The organism is Rhodospirillales bacterium (genome assembly GCA_016710335.1).
Lineage (GTDB): Bacteria > Pseudomonadota > Alphaproteobacteria > Rhodospirillales > Defluviicoccaceae > JADJXQ01.
Genome location: JADJXQ010000001.1, coordinates 641,723 through 657,986, shown reverse-complemented (window position 1 = coordinate 657,986; position 16,264 = coordinate 641,723). Strand labels below are relative to the sequence as shown.

The window sequence follows — 16,264 nt, the reverse complement described above, 5'->3', positions numbered from 1 at the left end:
GCGAGAGTGAAGAGCAGGTCGGTATCAGCGCGAACGACCGTGTCTACTTCGCAGTATTCTTGCTGTCCTGCTCCGTAACCGGTTCCGTCACTTCGATTTCGACCGGCGCCGTGCCGTCCTGGGTCATGCCCAGCTTGTTTGCCGCGGCCTTCGACAGATCGATGATCCGTCCCTTGGCATACGGTCCCCGGTCGTTGATTTCGACCTCCACCGTCTTGCCGTTGTCGAGGTTCGTGACCTCGACCTTGGTGCCGAGCGGCAACTTGCGATGCGCCGCGGTCATGTCATCCGCATCGAAGCGTTCGCCGCTCGCCGTCTTCTTGCCCTCGAACTCCGCACCGTACCAGGATGCCGAACCGCGCTGGGTGTCTGCTTCCGGTTTGGCCTTTGGTTCTTCGTACGCCAACACACCGAACACGATTGCACACACACTGCAACGGCGAGCCGACCGAGAAGCGCGCCGCGGGTCCTGCCGATGATCATGTTGCGAGCCCTTTCGGCTGTCCGTTCCATCTCATACTCCTCGCATGCCCTTGCGGCTGAACTGAACGCCGTCGAAACCCAGTTCCCGACCACTTCTGTGTGCCGCTTTTGCGACACGAACGCACGACCCGACCGAAATGTTCCACAACAGCGTGTATCAGCGCGGAGCGGCGGGACGTGCTTGCAATTCCCGGCAGGGCGTGTATGAGGCAGACGACGCCGTCAAGCTGCGGCGCGCAGGTGGATCGCGTGGTTCTCGACCGCCGCCGCGGGCACGATGACACGCTGAACGCTGAAGGGAACAGGGCTTCGAACGATGACGGTCGCAGGTTTCAAGATGAAGGGCGGCGTGGCTCGATTCTGGCTGGTTGCGGTCATGGCAGCCTTCGCCAGTGCAGCGCTGCCGGCGCGAGCCGCGGCTCAATCCTTTGGATTCGCGGACGTGGCACAGCGGGCGCAGGCCCTCGCAGCTGAAGCATACGTGCCGCACGCCGGCGAAATTCCCAACGCCTTGAAGCAGCTCAACTACGACGATTTTCGCAACATCCGGTTCCGCAAAGAGCAAGCCCTGTGGCGCGACCAGCGTCTGTTCGAGGTGCAGTTTTTTCATCTCGGTTTTCTTTACCAGGTGCCGGTGCGGATCAACATCGTCAGCCCGGATGGCGTGGTTCGGGTGCCGTTCCGCAAGGAGATGTTCGTCTACGAGAACGTGGAGGTGCCTGAGAACCTGTCGGAGGACATCGGTTTCGCGGGCTTCCGCGTCCACTACCCGCTCCATACGCCAGACTACAAGGACGAAATCGCGGTTTTTCTCGGCGCGTCATATTTTCGCGTGCTGGGGCGTGAGCAGCGCTTCGGCACCTCGGCCCGCGGTCTCGCGGTGGATACGGCCATGCCGAGCGGGGAGGAGTTTCCAGACTTCCGCGAGTTCTGGCTGGTCGAGCCGGAGCCGCAGTCGACGGAACTGACAATCTATGCGTTGCTCGACAGCCCGAGCGTCACCGGCGCCTACGAATTTCGGATCCAGCCGGGAAACGAGACGGTGGTCGAGGTCAGATCGCAAGTTCATATTCGCGAGGCGGTCGACAAGCTCGGCGTGGCGCCGCTGACCAGCATGTTCTTCTTTGGCGAGAACGTGCTGCGCTGGTTCGACGACTATCGTCCGGAGGTTCATGACGCCGATGGCCTGCTCACGCTCACCGGCAACCGTGAATGGATCTGGCGTCCGCTGACAAATCCGCGCGAACTCCGCGTGTCGTCTTTCCAGGATCAAGCCCCGAAGGGGTTCGGGCTGATGCAGCGCGATCGGGATTTCAGCGACTACCTCGATCTGGAGGCAGAGTATCACCAGAGGCCAAGCATGTGGATCGAGCCGATCGGCGACTGGGGGCAGGGGGCAGTTGAGCTGATCGAAATTCCGACCGAAGACGAGACCAACGACAACATCGTCGTGTTTTGGGTTCCGAAGCGGCCGGCCCAGAAAGGCGATATTTTCGAGCACCGCTACCGCTTGTTCGCGCAACTCCAGAATCCGTACCGTCCGCCATTAGCACGTACCGTTCGGACCCGCATCGGCTCACCTGCGGTTGCCGGCAGCAAAGAGGCCTTTCCGAAGGACACCCGGCTGTTCGTGGTCGATTTCGAGGGGGGCGGCCTCAACCGACTGTCTTCGGAGCATCCGGTCGAGGCGGAGATCACCAATAACGTCGGACGCGTGTTCGATGGCATCTTGCTGCAGAACAAGCAGACGAACGGCTGGCGCGTCGCCTTCCGGCTGGACCCGGACGGTGAGGAAGCCGTTGATCTTAAACTGCAGTTGAAGCTGCGCGGAAGGCCGATCTCGGAAAGCTGGACCTATCTGTGGACGCCGTCGCTCGTCGGCCGCTAACGTAAAGCTGTCGGCCGATTGCGATCAGCTGTGCTGGAGGTGCCGGAACTTTTGCACGGATCGCTGGTTAATTGCGGCAGTTCGGCGGGCGTGGGAAGAGGATGTCATTGGTGGTCGGGAGAGACACGGGCGGGGGGATAGCTCCCGGCGAACCTCCATTGGAAGAGGCGCCGCTGGCGCTGCGCCCCAGATCCGCCCTGCTCCGCCGGATCGCGTACTTCTCCGTGGTTCTGGCCACGATCGTGCTCGCCGCGATGATGCTGGCGCAGATCCTGTCCGCGAACGGATTTGAGATCATCGAGTTCGCGATCCTTGCCCTGTTCGTGCTGAACTTCGTCTGGATCGCATTTTCTTTCTGGGCGGCGGTCGCCGGATTCATTATTCGTGCCGCCCGGCTGGACCCCGTCAATCTCCGCCCGATCGAAGCCCTTGCGTCGGCAAGCGAGGGTCCGATCTCGAGCCGGACGGCCATCGTCATTCCGGTCTACAACGAGGATCCGCACCGCGTGTTCGCCGGGATCGAGGCGACGTATGACTCCCTGCGGGCCGCGGGCGGGCTGGACGCGTGCGACTTTTTCATCCTCAGCGACACCACGAAGGACGATGTCGCGGCAGAGGAGCGACGCTACTGGCGGGCGTTCTGCGCGACCCAGAACGCTGCCAACCGTGTCTACTATCGCCGGCGGGAACAGAACACCTACCGCAAGGCCGGCAACATCGCCGACTTCTGCCGGCAGTGGGGTTTGCGCTACGACCACATGATCGTCTTCGACGCAGACAGCATCATGGCGGGCGAAACGATCGTCGCGATGATTCGCCTGATGGAAGCCAACCCTCAGGCGGGGCTGATCCAGACGGTGCCGCTGCCGGTCCGCCAAGTCACCTTGTTCGGCCGCGCCCTCCAGTTTTCATCGCGCCTGGTCGGGCCCATGCTGGCGAGCGGCATGAGCTTCTGGCACCTGGGCGAGAGCAACTATTACGGCCACAACGCGATCATTCGCACCCGGGCGTTCATCGACCATTGCGGGCTGCCGACCTTGCCGGGCAAGGCGCCCCTCGGCGGCGAGATTCACAGTCACGATTACGTTGAGGCGGCGCTGCTGCGGCGCGCGGGCTGGCGCGTCTATCTGCTTCCCGATCTCGAGCGCAGCTTCGAGGAATTGCCGGGGAACATTACCGACTATGCCACCCGCGACCGGCGCTGGTGCCAGGGCAACCTCCAGCACCTCAAGCTGCTCGGGGCGCACCGCCTGCATCCTTTAAACCGCCTGCATCTGCTGCAGGGCGCCTTCTCCTATCTGTCGTCTCCGCTGTGGGTCGGGTTCCTGATGCTCAGCACCGCGGACGTCGTCGAGGAGGCGATTACCGGTCACCGCTACTTCACCGGAACGCATCAGCTCTATCCGAACTGGCCGATCTCCATGCTCACCGAAACGGTGTCGCTGTTCGCGGTGACCATGGCTCTCCTGTTCCTGCCGAAGGTGATGGGGTTGGTGCTCGTGCTCCGAGACCAAGCGGCGCGGGCGATGTACGGCGGCGGGCTTTCCGCTAGCGTCAGCCTCGCCGTGGAGACGGTGTTCTCCATGCTGATCGCGCCTGTTCTGGGCGGTCTGCACAGCTATTTCGTCGCGTCGCTGCTGGTCGGGCGCGGCGTCGCGTGGAACCCGCAGAACCGGTCGGAGCGCGGGCTGAGCGTGGGAGAAGCGGTGTCCTCGGTCGGGATCCTGTTCGTCATCGGCATCGCATGGATGGCCGTTCTGTTGTGGAATGCGCCGAGCTACGTGTGGTGGGTGATGCCGGTGCTGGCCGGCCTGATCCTTTCCATCCCGGTCGCGGTGATCTCCAGTCGTCCCGATGTGGGCAACTGGCTCCGACGACAGGGCCTGCTGCTGACCCCGGAGGAAACCGCGCCGCCTCCCGAACTCTTGGACCTGCAAACCGCAATGGATCGCGAACCGCTTGGCGATACGCAGCCCGGCGACGCGCTCGATGGGCTTGAGGTGCCTCCGTCGCAGTTCGTTCCGATGGAGCCGCAGCCTCTCGATCGACCCGATCCGAAGATGGGGAAAGCGCTGCGCCCGGATGCTGGCGCACCGGGGGCCCTGGGCGCCGAGACCCGGCGGTAGCGCGGCGGCGCTTCAGGCCGCCGCGTCGTTGCTGCCGCCGCGCAGCGGGCCCAAGGCGCCGGCGCCCACCGGCTCGATGCGCGCCGGCGGGGCGTCTCCGTTCTTGTCGACGCCGAAGTAGACGGTGTGATGCGGGAACGGGATTTCGATGCCGAGTTCGTCAAATCGCCGTTTCATGCGGCGGTTGAATTCGCGCCCGACGCTCCACTGCTGGATCGGGCGGGTCTTGATCCGCGCCTTGATGATGACCGCCGATTCGGCGAGCTTGTCGACCCCGAGCACGTCCAGCGGTTCCAGGATCTTTGGCCCGTATGTCGCATCCTCCCGCATGTCCTCCAGGATCGCCTTGATCACTTCCATGACCTGGTCGGTGTCCTCGCGGTAGGCCACGCCAATGTCGAGGACGTAGTACGAGAAATCCTTGGTCATGTTGGTGATGGTCTCGACGGCGCTGAACGGGATGGTGTGCAGGTTGCCGCTGAGATCGCGAAGCTGGATGGTGCGGATGGAAATTTTCTCGACCGCTCCGCCCGTGCCCGAGATGTCGACGACGTCGCCGACGGCGACCGCGTCCTCGAACAGGATGAAGGCGCCGGTTATGACGTCCTGCACCAGTTTCTGGGCGCCGAATCCGACCGCCAGTCCCACCACGCCGGCGCTGGCCAGGAGCGGGGCAATGCTGACGCCCAGCGCGGCGAGCACCATCAGGCCCGCGACGAAGCTGAGCCCGATGAGAATGGCCGTCTGCAAAAGCGGCACCAGCGTGCGGACGCGGGCGCTGCGCTCGATCGTCTGTCCGTCCGCGTCGCGCGGAGTGAGGTAGCGGTCGATCGCGAACATCGCCAGCTCCCATACCGCTACGGCGGCCACGGCAACGATGGCGATGTCGAGAAGCGCGCCCAAGATGGCGAGGCCATCAGGGCCGAACCACCAGGCGGACGCGCCGCTGCTCCATAGGGTCAGCAGCAGAACCGCCCCAAGCACGACGATCCCACCCCGCAGCCCCCAGGACAGCGCCGGCAGCCAGTGCGCTATGCGCCTCCGCACCAGGGTGCCATCGGCGTCCAGTACGTTCACACGGGCCAGCCGTCCTAGACGCGCGGGACGGGCCATCTGCAGCAGGGCATACATTCCGCAGAGGATGACCGCGGAAACGGCAGTGGCGCGTCCGACGAAGATGAAAGCCGTCTCCGGATCCGACACCCAGATAACGAACACGGCGACGGCGTACGCGATGGCGAACAGATGCCAGGTCGCGGCAACATGGCGAAGCACTTCCGCCCCGAAGCCGTCGGGCCTGCTCACTCCCGCCGGACCGGCGCCTATCCACCGGGCGACCGGCCGTCGGCTTACGACGATAAAAACGATACTGGCGACCAGCAGCACGAAGCCGAGCACGATTTGCAACGTTGCGACCTTCTGGCCGTCGAGGCCGAAGAGCGCCCCCGCCTCGATGGCGAAGTAGCCAAACACGAGGATTGCCGTGAACCGCCGCGCCCATCCGAACAGATGTTCCGACACGCGATCGGAAAGGGGGAAAATGCGCAATGCCGCGGCCCCCGGCGATGTCATGGCGCGGAACACCGACGTGATGACGCGAAACGCCAAATAGGCGTTGATGAACGCGAGAACCCCTGTACTGATCCACGCCGCGGGCCGGATGTAAGCCAGCACTCCATAGGCAACCGCAGCGAATGCAACGACCGGCAACAGGTCGAGCAGGGTCCGCCCAAGCAATGCGGCAAGGCGGCTCGACCAGGCTTGACGCTCGCGGCGTTCCAGCCTTCGGCGCGGAACCGCGACGGTCAGTCGCACGACGAACTGTGCGGCCAGCCCCGCCAGGAGCACGATGGCCGCGTCGGTCAGCAAGTCCGCCCACGGCGGCAGGTCGACGGCCGGATCGGAAAGCTGTTCCGCCGTGTCTTCGACCCAGTCAGGGACTTCGGCCGCGATGGCCACCAGCATTGCAACGAACGCCGCGGCTTCGTCCTTGAACGACGCCAATGCGGCGATCAGGGCCGCACCGACACCATCGGCGCGGTCAGCGGACGTTTTCGCAGGCTCTCGGGAGGCGACCAGCGCTTCAATCTGCGCGACCAGCGCGTCCCGTGTTGCCGGATCGTCGAGCGCCTGCACCAGCGCTTTCAGCGCGTCGATCGACTCCGGCGACAGATCGGCAGGTGACTTTTCCGCAGCTCCTGTGTTCGCCGCGGATGGCGTTGTCGGCGCAGACGGCGCCTGTGCCTGCGTCAGCGTGGCGGTGGCAAGCGAGAGAAGAAGGGCAAGGACCGCCGCCGCGACGCTGCGGATCCCCTTCAAGATTTTGTGCGCTGGCATCGGCGCTCCCCTTCTCTTGCGCGACCGGCATGCCATCGCCGTTTTCGGCGAGGCCTGCTCTGCAAGCTCGAACATGGCTAGGGCCGTGCCCTACTACAGGTTGTGGCCCAGATCAAGAGAAGCCGGTGGGAGTTGCCGCGACTGGGCAGATACGATGTTCAAGGGGGCGCGGCGAACGCCCGCTCGGCAGAGGCCGCGCGGGCGCCGAACTTGAAGCTCAATCGCAGGAGCGATCTTAGGTAAGACGGGTTGTCAGGATGGCGCTATGAGTCTTTGGTGGCCTCGGCCCAGGTACGCTGGAAATCGCTCCACGCTTCCTGGAAGTTTTCTCTTGCGGCGTCCCAGGCATCGGCGGACGCATCCTGGAGATCCTGCCACTTCTCTTCGACCGTCTGCCAAGCGTCGCCGAGGGCCTCGGATGCGTCCTCAGAGGCCGCGGATGCCTTCTCCTTGGCGGTCGCCGTGTACTCTTCGACCTTTTGTCCCCATGATTCGACTTCTTGGCCGGTCTCCTGGACGTATTTGTCACGCTCTGCGGCCGCCTCATCGCCGGCCCGTTGGTCGGCTGCCACAAGATACTCGTCGACACTAGTCGGTGCGCCTCCCGACACTGCGTCACCTGCGGCGGCACCCGCCGCGCTTGCGACCGTTGTGAATCCGGCCGCCATGCCTACTACGGCAAACATGACGGCGGCCGTCAGAACCTTCCGCTCTATCATCCGGCACTCCCCTTCAAAGTGGATATGGACTGCAGCTGGCTTCGCGGCGCCGGCGGTTGAGCCACCGCCCGCGCCGCTAACGCGAGTTCGTACGGTTGCCCGGCGGGCGCTACTTCCAAATCGGATCGCCGATGTCGATATCGTCCTTGTCGGTCATCGCACCTGTTGCGCCGCCGGCAACGCCTCCAAGCACAGCGCCCGTCGCCGGTGCGCCAACCAACGCACCGCCAACCGCGCCGGCTCCGGCGCCAATGCCAGCCCCGGTAAGCCCGCGCTCCGTCGCCGTATCACCACACGCCGACAAGGCCAATAATCCGACGCTGCCGATTACAAAGCTCAGTCGCGACAACATGGCTGCCTCCGCAATGATTTCATTTGGGATGCGCCGCGCTCTTGGCGTGCACCCGTGGAACGGGTAACGCCTCCTTCGACCTAAAGTTCCGAACGGAAAGTCAGCGGGGTGAAGGTTTCAAGCTCCTTGTTTGCGATAAACTGCGAGCGCCTCAGGCATCATCTCCTGGAGGCGTTTGATGCGGGATTCCGGGGCCGGGTGCGTGGAGAGGAATTCCATCGGGCGTTTGCCGCCAGCCTCCTTCATGTTGTTCCAAAGATCGATGGCTGCGCGTGGATCATATCCGGCCTCTGCCATATACATCAGGCCAATGGCATCCGCCTCCGCTTCCTGACCTCGCGAGAACGGCAGGATCACGCCGAATTGCGCCGCTGCGGCGGCAAGCTGAACCGCCGAGCCGCTGCCCGTCGCGATTCCCAAGCCCTGAAGCCCGCCTTGGATCAGAAGTTGCTGGCTGATCCTCTCGGCGCTGTGGCGTGCGGTCGCATGGGCGACCTCATGGGCAATGACCGCGGCAAGCTGATCATCGCTTTGGGCTATGTCGAACATGCCGGTGTTGACGCCGACCTTGCCGCCGGGCAGTGCGAAGGCGTTCGGCGTCTCGTCCTCGATCGCCGTGTACTCCCAATCCAGATCGGGCTGGTGACTGACGGCCGCAATGCGACGGCCGATGCGTTCCACCCGCGCCTGCGCCCGGGGGTCCTTTGAGATACGCGCTTTCGCAAGGATCTGATCATAGGCCTGGGCGCCCATCTGTTGTGCTTGGTCGTCCGATAGCATGATGAGCTGACTGCGTCCGGTGACCGGCGCCGTATCGCATCCCGCACCCATGCCGACCGCCAGGATGGCAATGATCGGCGCTGCGAAACCAAGTCTTGTCATCGTGCGCTCCTGTTTCGCCAAAGACGACATGGGCGAACATGCCGAAACAACGGGATGATGTAGAAATGTGGTCGCGGACCAGAGGTTCCAGGCGGCGGCGACGGGAACTTCTGAACAGGCGGCGCGTTCACCAGCCAGTAGAGCCATGAGGGAGGACATCATCATGGAGACCTCGTCATCAATGGATCGCGCCACGGCGTCCGCGAAGCGGGCGGCAGCCGACGCGAAGGAACGGGCGCGCGCCGAAGGAGAGCGGGTCGTTGGAGAGGCCCGCAAGCAGGCAGAATCGTTCGCCGGTGCGCGACGCGAATCCGTAGCCGGATATCTGCAGGACGTGTCGGATGCGCTCGGCAGCGCCGGCGCCACTCTCGAGGAGCGCGGCCGGAGCGGGACCGCTCGGGGCGTCCGTATTGCTGCGGAAGAGGTGAGCAACCTGGGCGATCGCGTTCACAATCAAGATGTCGGGCGCGCGGTTCACGCAATCGAAGACTTCGCGCGCAACCGTCCGGGATTGTTTTTCGGAGGCGCCTTCCTCCTCGGGTTCGCCGCGACGCGCATGCTGGCCGATCGTCCTGACCCTGACCAAGGTCGCAGACGCCAGATCGATGCACGGTCGGACGTGCAGGTCGCCGCCGGTGACGATGCCGCGATCGGCACGCCCGGAACGCCTGGCACCTCCGGCGCGAACTTCTGAGAACGGAGAGAATCATGGCAGTTCAGGAGAAACCGATTCGGGCATTGCTTGGCGATCTGATCGAAGGCGTCAACCGGCTGGTGCGACAGGAGATCCGGCTCGCACAGGTGGAGAGTTCCGAGAAGCTGAGCGAAGTATTAAGCGGGATCGCGGGGATCGCGGCCGGGCTGCTGGTCGCTCTGGTCGCCCTGCTTGTGCTGGTTCAGGCGCTCGTTGTGGCTCTGGCGGAACATACCGCATTGACGCCGGCGCTGGCGGCGCTGGTGGTTGGGGTCGTACTCGCGCTGATCGCATTCGTGCTCGTCTACATGGGACAGAAGGCGCTGCGTGCTCGTAACCTCGCGCTGCCGCGGACCGTGTCGGCCCTGCAGGACGACAAGGATATGGTGATGGAGAGAACTCGATGACCGACCACAGGAGCTCGGAGCAGCTCATGAACGAGGCGAGGAACACGCGCGCCGACATCGACGCCACCCTCGCCGAGTTGGAGGAACGCCTGTCTCCCGAACGGCTTGCGGATCTTGTTGGGCAGGCCCTGGTGCCGGCGCGGGCCGGGACGGTGCGGTTCGCCCGTAATCTGGGCGCCAGCGCCCAAGACAACCCGGTGGCGGCGACGCTTGCGGCCGTGGGGCTCGGTTGGCTGATGATGTCCAGGCGGCGGGATCGCGAGTATGTCGGCACTGCGCACGCGCCTTATGGGCGCGCGGGTCCGCATGGTGATTACGGGGACGAACCGGACGGCCGGCTGGATCCGAGCCGCCGCAGTACCGAAAACCGTACATCCATCATCATGCCGGGGGAGGAGCGGTCGATGGAGGGGCGAAACGAGAGCTTCCGCCGCCCCGGGATGGATCCGGATGCCGTGGTGACGCCGGGGGCGGGGCCATATGCCGGCGTCAACCAGCATGCGGAACGGTTGATTGTCCCAGGTGGGTCCGCGTCATCGCGAAGCGATTTCAGCAGCGCGCGAGATGGGGCGCGGGAACGGGCGGAGGACATCGCCGGCCGACTACGCGAGCGATCGGGTCACGCCTACCGTTGGGCTTCGGACGCTGCCCGTCGGGCCGGGACGCGGACCCGTGACACGTCTTCCAGCCTCGGCGATATTGTGCGCGAGCGCCCCATGATGGCGGGGCTGGTGCTGGCTGGGCTCGGCGCCCTGGTCGCCGGAACGGTTTTTGCCCGTTCGGATCGGGGCCGCGAGGTAATCAGCCGCGGTTCCTATTCCGTGAGGGACGGCTCTCGGCGCGTGGGTGAGCGCGTTCGGAGGGAGGTCGACTCCCGGCGTGGCGCGATGTCGGATGCCGGCGCCGCGGCTGAGCGTTCATTAAAAGACGTGGATGCGCGCATCAAGGACACTGCAGAACGGGCGCGCAAGAGGGCGCAGAGCATGGCGGCATCCCCTGCGGCATCGGGGACTGAACTGCCGGACAATGCACCGTCGACCGGTCCAGGGTACCGTCTGAGTCCCGAGGATGCTGCGGTCAGCGCGCCCGAGCCCCATACGACGGAGCCGTACGGCACCGCCGCTACGTCGTCGCCGTCGAGCGACACGTTGCATCCAAAGGCGGAGCCAACGATCAATATGCCGCAGCCGGTGAAGCCTGTCCCCGTCACGCCGCCGCGCTCTGGTGGCGATGGCGACGCCTCCAGCAAACCGGGACTGCCGCCGAAGCTCGACTCGACGACTGGCGACGGCCCGAAGGAGCCGGACGGGAAGCCGGCGGACGACTGGAAGGGGACAGATACACAATCGAAAACCGGTGGCCTCGGCGGCGGGACCCGCGACGGCAGGATTTGACCGGCGATGGAGAGGGTCCCGATCAAGCGGCTCAAGCATTGGCCACGCTAGCCGCACCCTGTCGGGCCGGCGCGTGATCCACGGAGGAGGGAAGCATGCACAGTATCTTTTGGTTGATCGGCGTGGTGGTTGTAATCATTGCAGTCCTGTCCCTGCTCGGGGTGACCTGAGCGGAGAGCGGCGGGTTCCGCGTGATTCATACAGGCGGGCCGGGACTCATTCGCATTTCGAAAGAGTGGCAGAGACGTGCGTCTCGCGGAGGGGGCGCACGTCCTCATCTACATCGTCGGGCGCTTGAATCGCCGTCTTTCGCGGCGGCGCAATGGACTTGATCGGCAGGAATTGCCATAACGTCAGGCAGGGGTGGATCAACCGAGCGGGCGTTGCGCGGCGTGCGTCTCTCAACCGAACAGCAGTTCAACATCGAAAGCCAGCGGCTTCAGCGGGCCGACACCCGGCGCGCCACCGTTCCGGCGCTGGAAGCGATGTTGTTCGAGCCCATTCCGGTGCTGGATCACGGCTTTGTTCGAGTCATCGACTACATGGGCGATGACGCGGCCGTGGTGCAGGCGGCGCGCGTGTCTTACGGCGCCGGAACTCGCCGCGTTCAGGACGACGCCGGACTAATCCGCTACCTGATGCGCCACCGGCACACGACGCCTTTCGAGATGTGCGAGATCAAATACCACGTCAAGCTGCCGATCTTCGTCGCCCGCCAGTGGATCCGCCACCGCACCGCCAACGTCAACGAGATTTCCGCGCGCTACTCCATCCTCGACAGGGAGTACTACATTCCCGCGCCGGAGCACCTCGCGAGCCAGTCCGCCAGCAACCGGCAGGGCCGCGGCGCGGTGCTCGCGGATGACGAGGCGAGCCACGTCCTGGGGTTGCTGCAGGCCGACGCGGAGCGGTGCTACGCGCACTACGAAGACATGCTGAACGAGGATCGCCACGGACAGCGGCGCGACGAACGTCGCGAGGGTCTGGCCCGCGAATTGGCGCGGATCAATTTAACGCTCAACACCTACACGCAGTGGTACTGGAAGGTCGATTTACACAATCTTCTCCACTTTCTCAGCCTGCGTGCGGACCCCCATGCGCAATATGAGATTCGCGTCTATGCCGAAGCTTTGCTGCAGACGGTCCGGGCCTGGGTGCCGCTGACCCTGGCCGCGTTCATGGACTACCGCATGGGCGGCGTCCACCTATCGGCCAAGGGCCTGGAGGTGGTCAAGCGATTGGTCGCCGGCGAAACAGTGGACCAGCCGACCAGCGGCCTCGGCAACCGCGAGTGGCGCGAACTGATGGAGACGCTGGGGCGGGAGCCGTAGCCATAGCCATAGCCATAGCCATAGCCATAGCCTACGAGGGGGCTGTCGGCTCAACGCGATGCGCCAGTTCATAGCATCGCCGATGTCGCGCCGATGCATGCGGTAGCGTAGCAACCGGATGGCCATGTCAGGGAGGCGTGTTTCGGAAGGGCGTCAAATGCTCGGACGCAGGGCTCCGGAGCGCTCGAGCCACTCGCGGTTTGACCGGTTCACCTCGTCGACGTCCCGTTCATCGATGATGGTCGGAAACTCGATACCGCGCGCCGAAATGCTGAACTGATGGACGCGGTGCGAGTGATCGGAGCCGTGTGCCTTGGCGATGTGGAATTCCCGGCGGATCTCGCCATCCTCGGGGATGTAGCGCAGGAGCATGATGATATCCATCATCGCCGCCAGATTGTACCGGAAGCTGGCGATGCTTTCGCCCATGCCGGGGCGCTCGTGGGTGAGTATGCACGTGACGCCCCGGTGCTTGCAGAGCGCCAACAGGCGGACAACGAAGCCGATCGCGAGCTGATTGGGGCCGAGGCGTTCGAGCACGGAGATGCTGTCGATGACAAGAAGCGCCGGCTGGAATGCCTGAAGGCGCTTCGAAAGGCGGAGGAGGTGGTGCTCGATGGTCATGGCTTCCGGATACGCCGATTCGATACGCAAACATCCGGCTTCGACCAGAGTGCCGAGATCGATCCCGGCGCTCAGCATCGCGGTGGTCAACTCCGCCGGAGACTCTTCGAAACTGGCATATAGGACCCGCTCCCCGCGCCGGGCAGCGGCCTCCGCCAAGCTCGCGGCGACGGTGGTTTTGCCGGCGCCGGTGAACCCGGAGATCAGCAGGCTCGATCCGCGCCGATATCCGCCGCGCAACAGGGTGTCGAGATCGCTGTGCCCTGTCGAGACGAGCGCCCCGGGCGTGCGTTCCTTGAGGTTCAGGGCCGTGATGGGGAACAGGTTGAGCCCGCGTTCGTCGATGACACACGGATACTCGTGGCGGCCAAAGCCTGAGCCGCGATATTTGACAACGCGCAAGTGCCGCACCGACACCTGGTCGCGCACCCGCTGATCGAGGGTGATGACGCAATCCGCCATGAAGTCCAGGAATTCGTACCGCGCCGTCGAGTACTGGTCACTGGTCAGCTTGGCGGTGAGTATGGTCGTGATGCCGCGCGCCATGAGCCGTTCATGCAGGTAATAGAGCTCGCTGCACTCCGAAAGCACGTTATCGAAGAGCCGCGACAGGACGTCGGCGCCATCGATGACCACGCGTTTGACATCGAGCTCGGTCGCGAGTTTCTCCAGACGGCCCAAGACGCCGGCCGACTTCAGGGACCCCGAGAGAATCTCCGCTGCATCCAGACGGCCGTCGACCACTGCGGCGAGACCCCGCTCCTCCAGCGCGGAGAGGTTCCAACCGAAGGTCATGGCGTTGGCGCGGATGTTGTCGGGCCGCTCTTCGAAGCTGAAATAGATGCCCGGCTCGCCCGATATCGCCCCGGAATAGATGAACTGCAGGCCGAATACGCTCTTGCCGCATCCCGGGCCTCCCGTCACCAGTGTCGTGCGGCCTTCGGGAAGCCCGCCGTTGAGAACGTCGTCGAGGCCCGGCACGCCGGTCCGGCACTTTGTCAACGGCTGTGGCGCGCAGGGAGAGATCGGCGCCGGCGCAGTCATGGCTTCTGTCATTATGGGAGTCTTTCCATTGGGATCATTGAGGTCCGCCGACACGCGACCCCAAATTTCCGGGGCCTGTGATCACCACAATATGAATGCACGGAGCCGATACGCAAGGTAAATATTCCGTTTCTAGGACCAATTTGTGACCGATTTTCGGTTCTGGCGTCTCCGGTCCCAGGAGGCTGGTGCCGTCAAAAGAAGCACGGCCCGCCACTTTGAGTCAACGCCAGTCTGGCCCGGCAGGTACCGTCAGCGGAATGCTCAGCGGCGCCTCCCATCGCGGCAGGCAACGGTGGAACAAGGCGCCGATGATGGGAGTTAGCTGTAGTGTTCGCGCTCAGAGATCATGGACTTGCACGATTCCTCGACGGCACCATCGCCCCTGACGACGATCGAGCGATCGACCGGAGGGCAAGCAAGCCCCGGCGGCCGCGCGCTGGTGTCGGCGGCGGTAGTTTTGGCTGTCCTCGCCGCCATTTATACTCTCTATCTTGGCGAGACGTTCCTGGCGCCGACATTCACTGCCGCCGTACTCGCGCTGATGATTGCTCCGATCCCGCGTGCGTTGGAACGCATCCATATTCCCGCCGGCATCGCGGCGGCGGTAAGCGTCTTTGGTTCGGTGCTGGCCGTCATCGCGCTTCTATTGCTGCTGACACCGACAGTCCAGGAATGGGTCGATCGCGCACCGGAGGTGCTGAGGTCGGTCGAGAACAAGCTGCGTCAAGTCAAGCAATCAGTGGAAGCCGTTAAAGAGGCGACCGAACAGGTTACCGAAGCCGCCACCGTCGACGCGGACCCCCAGGTCGACAAGGTGGTTATCGCCGAAGGCGGCCTGTTGACCGACGTCGCGCTGACCGCGCCCGGGATCGCCGTGCAGATGACCTACACAACGGTTCTGATGTTTTTCCTGCTCCTGGAGCGCAAGCGGTTGAAGCGCTTCGCGGTCGGGTTGCCGCGACGGTTCCCGTTGCGATTGCGGATCGCGCGGATGTTGCGCGAGATCGGCAAGTCGGTCAGCACCTACCTGTTCACGGTCGCCTGCATCAATATCGGGCTCGGTATGTGCACCGCCGCCGTGCTCTATCTGCTCGGGGTGCCCTCGGCGCCACTGTGGGGCGCCGGAATGGCCGTCCTGAACTTCATCCCTTACTTGGGGCCGGCGGTGATGCTGGGGGTCATCGGGATGGTCGGTTTGACCACCTTCGATACCATCGGGCACGCGCTGCTGCCGGTGATCGCGGTGTTCGGCCTCAATGTGATCGAGTCACAATTCGTGCTGCCGTTCGTGGTCGGCAAGCGCGCCGCAACCAGCCCGCTGACCATTTTTCTCGCCGTGGCGTTCGGCGGGTGGATGTGGGGCATGCTGGGATCGGTTCTGGCGGTGCCGACGGTCATCATCGCCATTACCGCCCTCGGCTACATCCGCCCGCGGCCTGTACGCGTGCCTCGCTTGGAGCCATGACGGTCGCGCGGGTGTGGAACATTCGTCTCGGATGAGACGTTACCGGAAGGAGCAGGCGAGGGCCGAGTGCGGGCCTAGGTGCTTGACGATAAGGCAGAGTGACGAGCGAAACCGGAAAAGGAGAGGGCAATGAAGAACATACTGGCGATGTTGGCGCTGTTCGCGGCGCTTGGAACGGCAGCGTGCAACACCACGGCGGGCATCGGGGAAGACATAGAAGCCACCGGCGACGCCATCAGCGATACGGCGAAGGACACGAAAAAGAAAATGTAGTTGCGAAGCGCGCTCCATGCTTGAACAGACCGGCCACCACCGGCATTCTTCTTGAGCCCGGCTCGAGGATCATTGGCGGGCTCGCGCGGCCGATCGTGGTCCGTCAGGAGCAGTTGCGCTCAAGCCTCGACGGGGCGGCGATGGATGAACCATCGCGTGAGCCAAGGGTCAGACCGCCTGCTACGACGCGAGCGGCGTCGTTGCTGGCTTGAACGCCTACGATGTCGCCGGTCGGAGTGCGT

14 protein-coding genes are annotated in these 16,264 nt (G+C 64.3%); 8 read left to right on the top strand and 6 right to left on the bottom strand.

What is annotated here, in order from left to right; genetic code table 11:
* Positions 1–43 precede the first annotated feature (43 nt).
* Positions 44–430, bottom strand: a complete 387-nt coding sequence (locus IPM60_03050) for a septal ring lytic transglycosylase RlpA family protein (protein ID MBK8906896.1) — start codon at positions 428–430, stop codon at positions 44–46.
* A gap of 369 nt (positions 431–799) precedes the next feature.
* On the opposite strand from IPM60_03050, the gene IPM60_03045 reads away from it, so the two are divergent.
* Together IPM60_03045 and mdoH are read left to right on the top strand one after the other, a co-directional pair.
* Positions 800–2,371, top strand: coding sequence for a glucan biosynthesis protein (locus IPM60_03045; protein MBK8906895.1), 1,572 nt, complete (start codon positions 800–802; stop codon positions 2,369–2,371).
* Between the two features lie 110 nt (positions 2,372–2,481).
* Complete coding sequence (gene mdoH / locus IPM60_03040) at positions 2,482–4,497, top strand: glucans biosynthesis glucosyltransferase MdoH (GenBank protein ID MBK8906894.1); 2,016 nt, start codon at positions 2,482–2,484, stop codon at positions 4,495–4,497.
* Positions 4,498–4,509: 12 nt separating this feature from the next.
* Here mdoH and IPM60_03035 read toward each other — a convergent pair whose 3' ends face one another.
* The 4 genes from IPM60_03035 to IPM60_03020 form a co-directional block, all read right to left on the bottom strand.
* Positions 4,510–6,834 carry a mechanosensitive ion channel gene (locus tag IPM60_03035; protein MBK8906893.1) on the bottom strand — a complete coding sequence of 775 codons (2,325 nt, stop codon included), beginning with the start codon at positions 6,832–6,834 and terminating at the stop codon, positions 4,510–4,512.
* A gap of 263 nt (positions 6,835–7,097) precedes the next feature.
* A complete protein-coding gene (locus IPM60_03030) occupies positions 7,098–7,553 on the bottom strand; it encodes a hypothetical protein (GenBank protein ID MBK8906892.1) in 456 nt (151 codons plus the stop codon).
* 109 nt (positions 7,554–7,662) lie between these two features.
* Positions 7,663–7,905, bottom strand: a complete 243-nt coding sequence (locus IPM60_03025) for a hypothetical protein (protein ID MBK8906891.1) — start codon at positions 7,903–7,905, stop codon at positions 7,663–7,665.
* Positions 7,906–8,022: 117 nt separating this feature from the next.
* Positions 8,023–8,787, bottom strand: a complete 765-nt coding sequence (locus tag IPM60_03020; GenBank protein ID MBK8906890.1) for a M48 family metallopeptidase — start codon at positions 8,785–8,787, stop codon at positions 8,023–8,025.
* A 163-nt stretch (positions 8,788–8,950) separates the two neighbouring features.
* Between IPM60_03020 and IPM60_03015 the strand changes: the two genes are divergently transcribed.
* The 4 genes from IPM60_03015 (at position 8,951) to IPM60_03000 (ending at position 12,613) form a co-directional block, all read left to right on the top strand.
* Positions 8,951–9,481, top strand: coding sequence for a hypothetical protein (locus tag IPM60_03015; protein ID MBK8906889.1), 531 nt, complete (start codon positions 8,951–8,953; stop codon positions 9,479–9,481).
* Between the two features lie 14 nt (positions 9,482–9,495).
* On the top strand, positions 9,496–9,888 hold the full coding sequence (locus tag IPM60_03010) for a phage holin family protein (GenBank protein MBK8906888.1): 393 nt from the start codon (positions 9,496–9,498) through the stop codon (positions 9,886–9,888).
* Entirely contained in the window at positions 9,885–11,282 is a 1,398-nt protein-coding gene (locus IPM60_03005) for a hypothetical protein (protein MBK8906887.1), read from the top strand. The genes IPM60_03010 and IPM60_03005 overlap by 4 nt, the downstream gene beginning before the upstream one ends.
* Before the next feature lie 392 nt (positions 11,283–11,674).
* Positions 11,675–12,613, top strand: a complete 939-nt coding sequence (locus tag IPM60_03000) for an FAD-dependent thymidylate synthase (protein ID MBK8906886.1) — start codon at positions 11,675–11,677, stop codon at positions 12,611–12,613.
* Positions 12,614–12,766: 153 nt separating this feature from the next.
* Here IPM60_03000 and kaiC read toward each other — a convergent pair whose 3' ends face one another.
* A complete protein-coding gene (gene kaiC / locus IPM60_02995) occupies positions 12,767–14,293 on the bottom strand; it encodes a circadian clock protein KaiC (GenBank protein MBK8906885.1) in 1,527 nt (508 codons plus the stop codon).
* Between the two features lie 337 nt (positions 14,294–14,630).
* On the opposite strand from kaiC, the gene IPM60_02990 reads away from it, so the two are divergent.
* Both IPM60_02990 and IPM60_02985 read left to right on the top strand, forming a co-directional pair.
* Entirely contained in the window at positions 14,631–15,749 is a 1,119-nt protein-coding gene (locus IPM60_02990; GenBank protein ID MBK8906884.1) for an AI-2E family transporter, read from the top strand.
* A 129-nt stretch (positions 15,750–15,878) separates the two neighbouring features.
* Positions 15,879–16,022: an entericidin A/B family lipoprotein gene (locus IPM60_02985; protein MBK8906883.1), complete on the top strand. Its 144-nt coding sequence runs from the start codon at positions 15,879–15,881 to the stop codon at positions 16,020–16,022.
* Positions 16,023–16,264 lie beyond the last annotated feature (242 nt).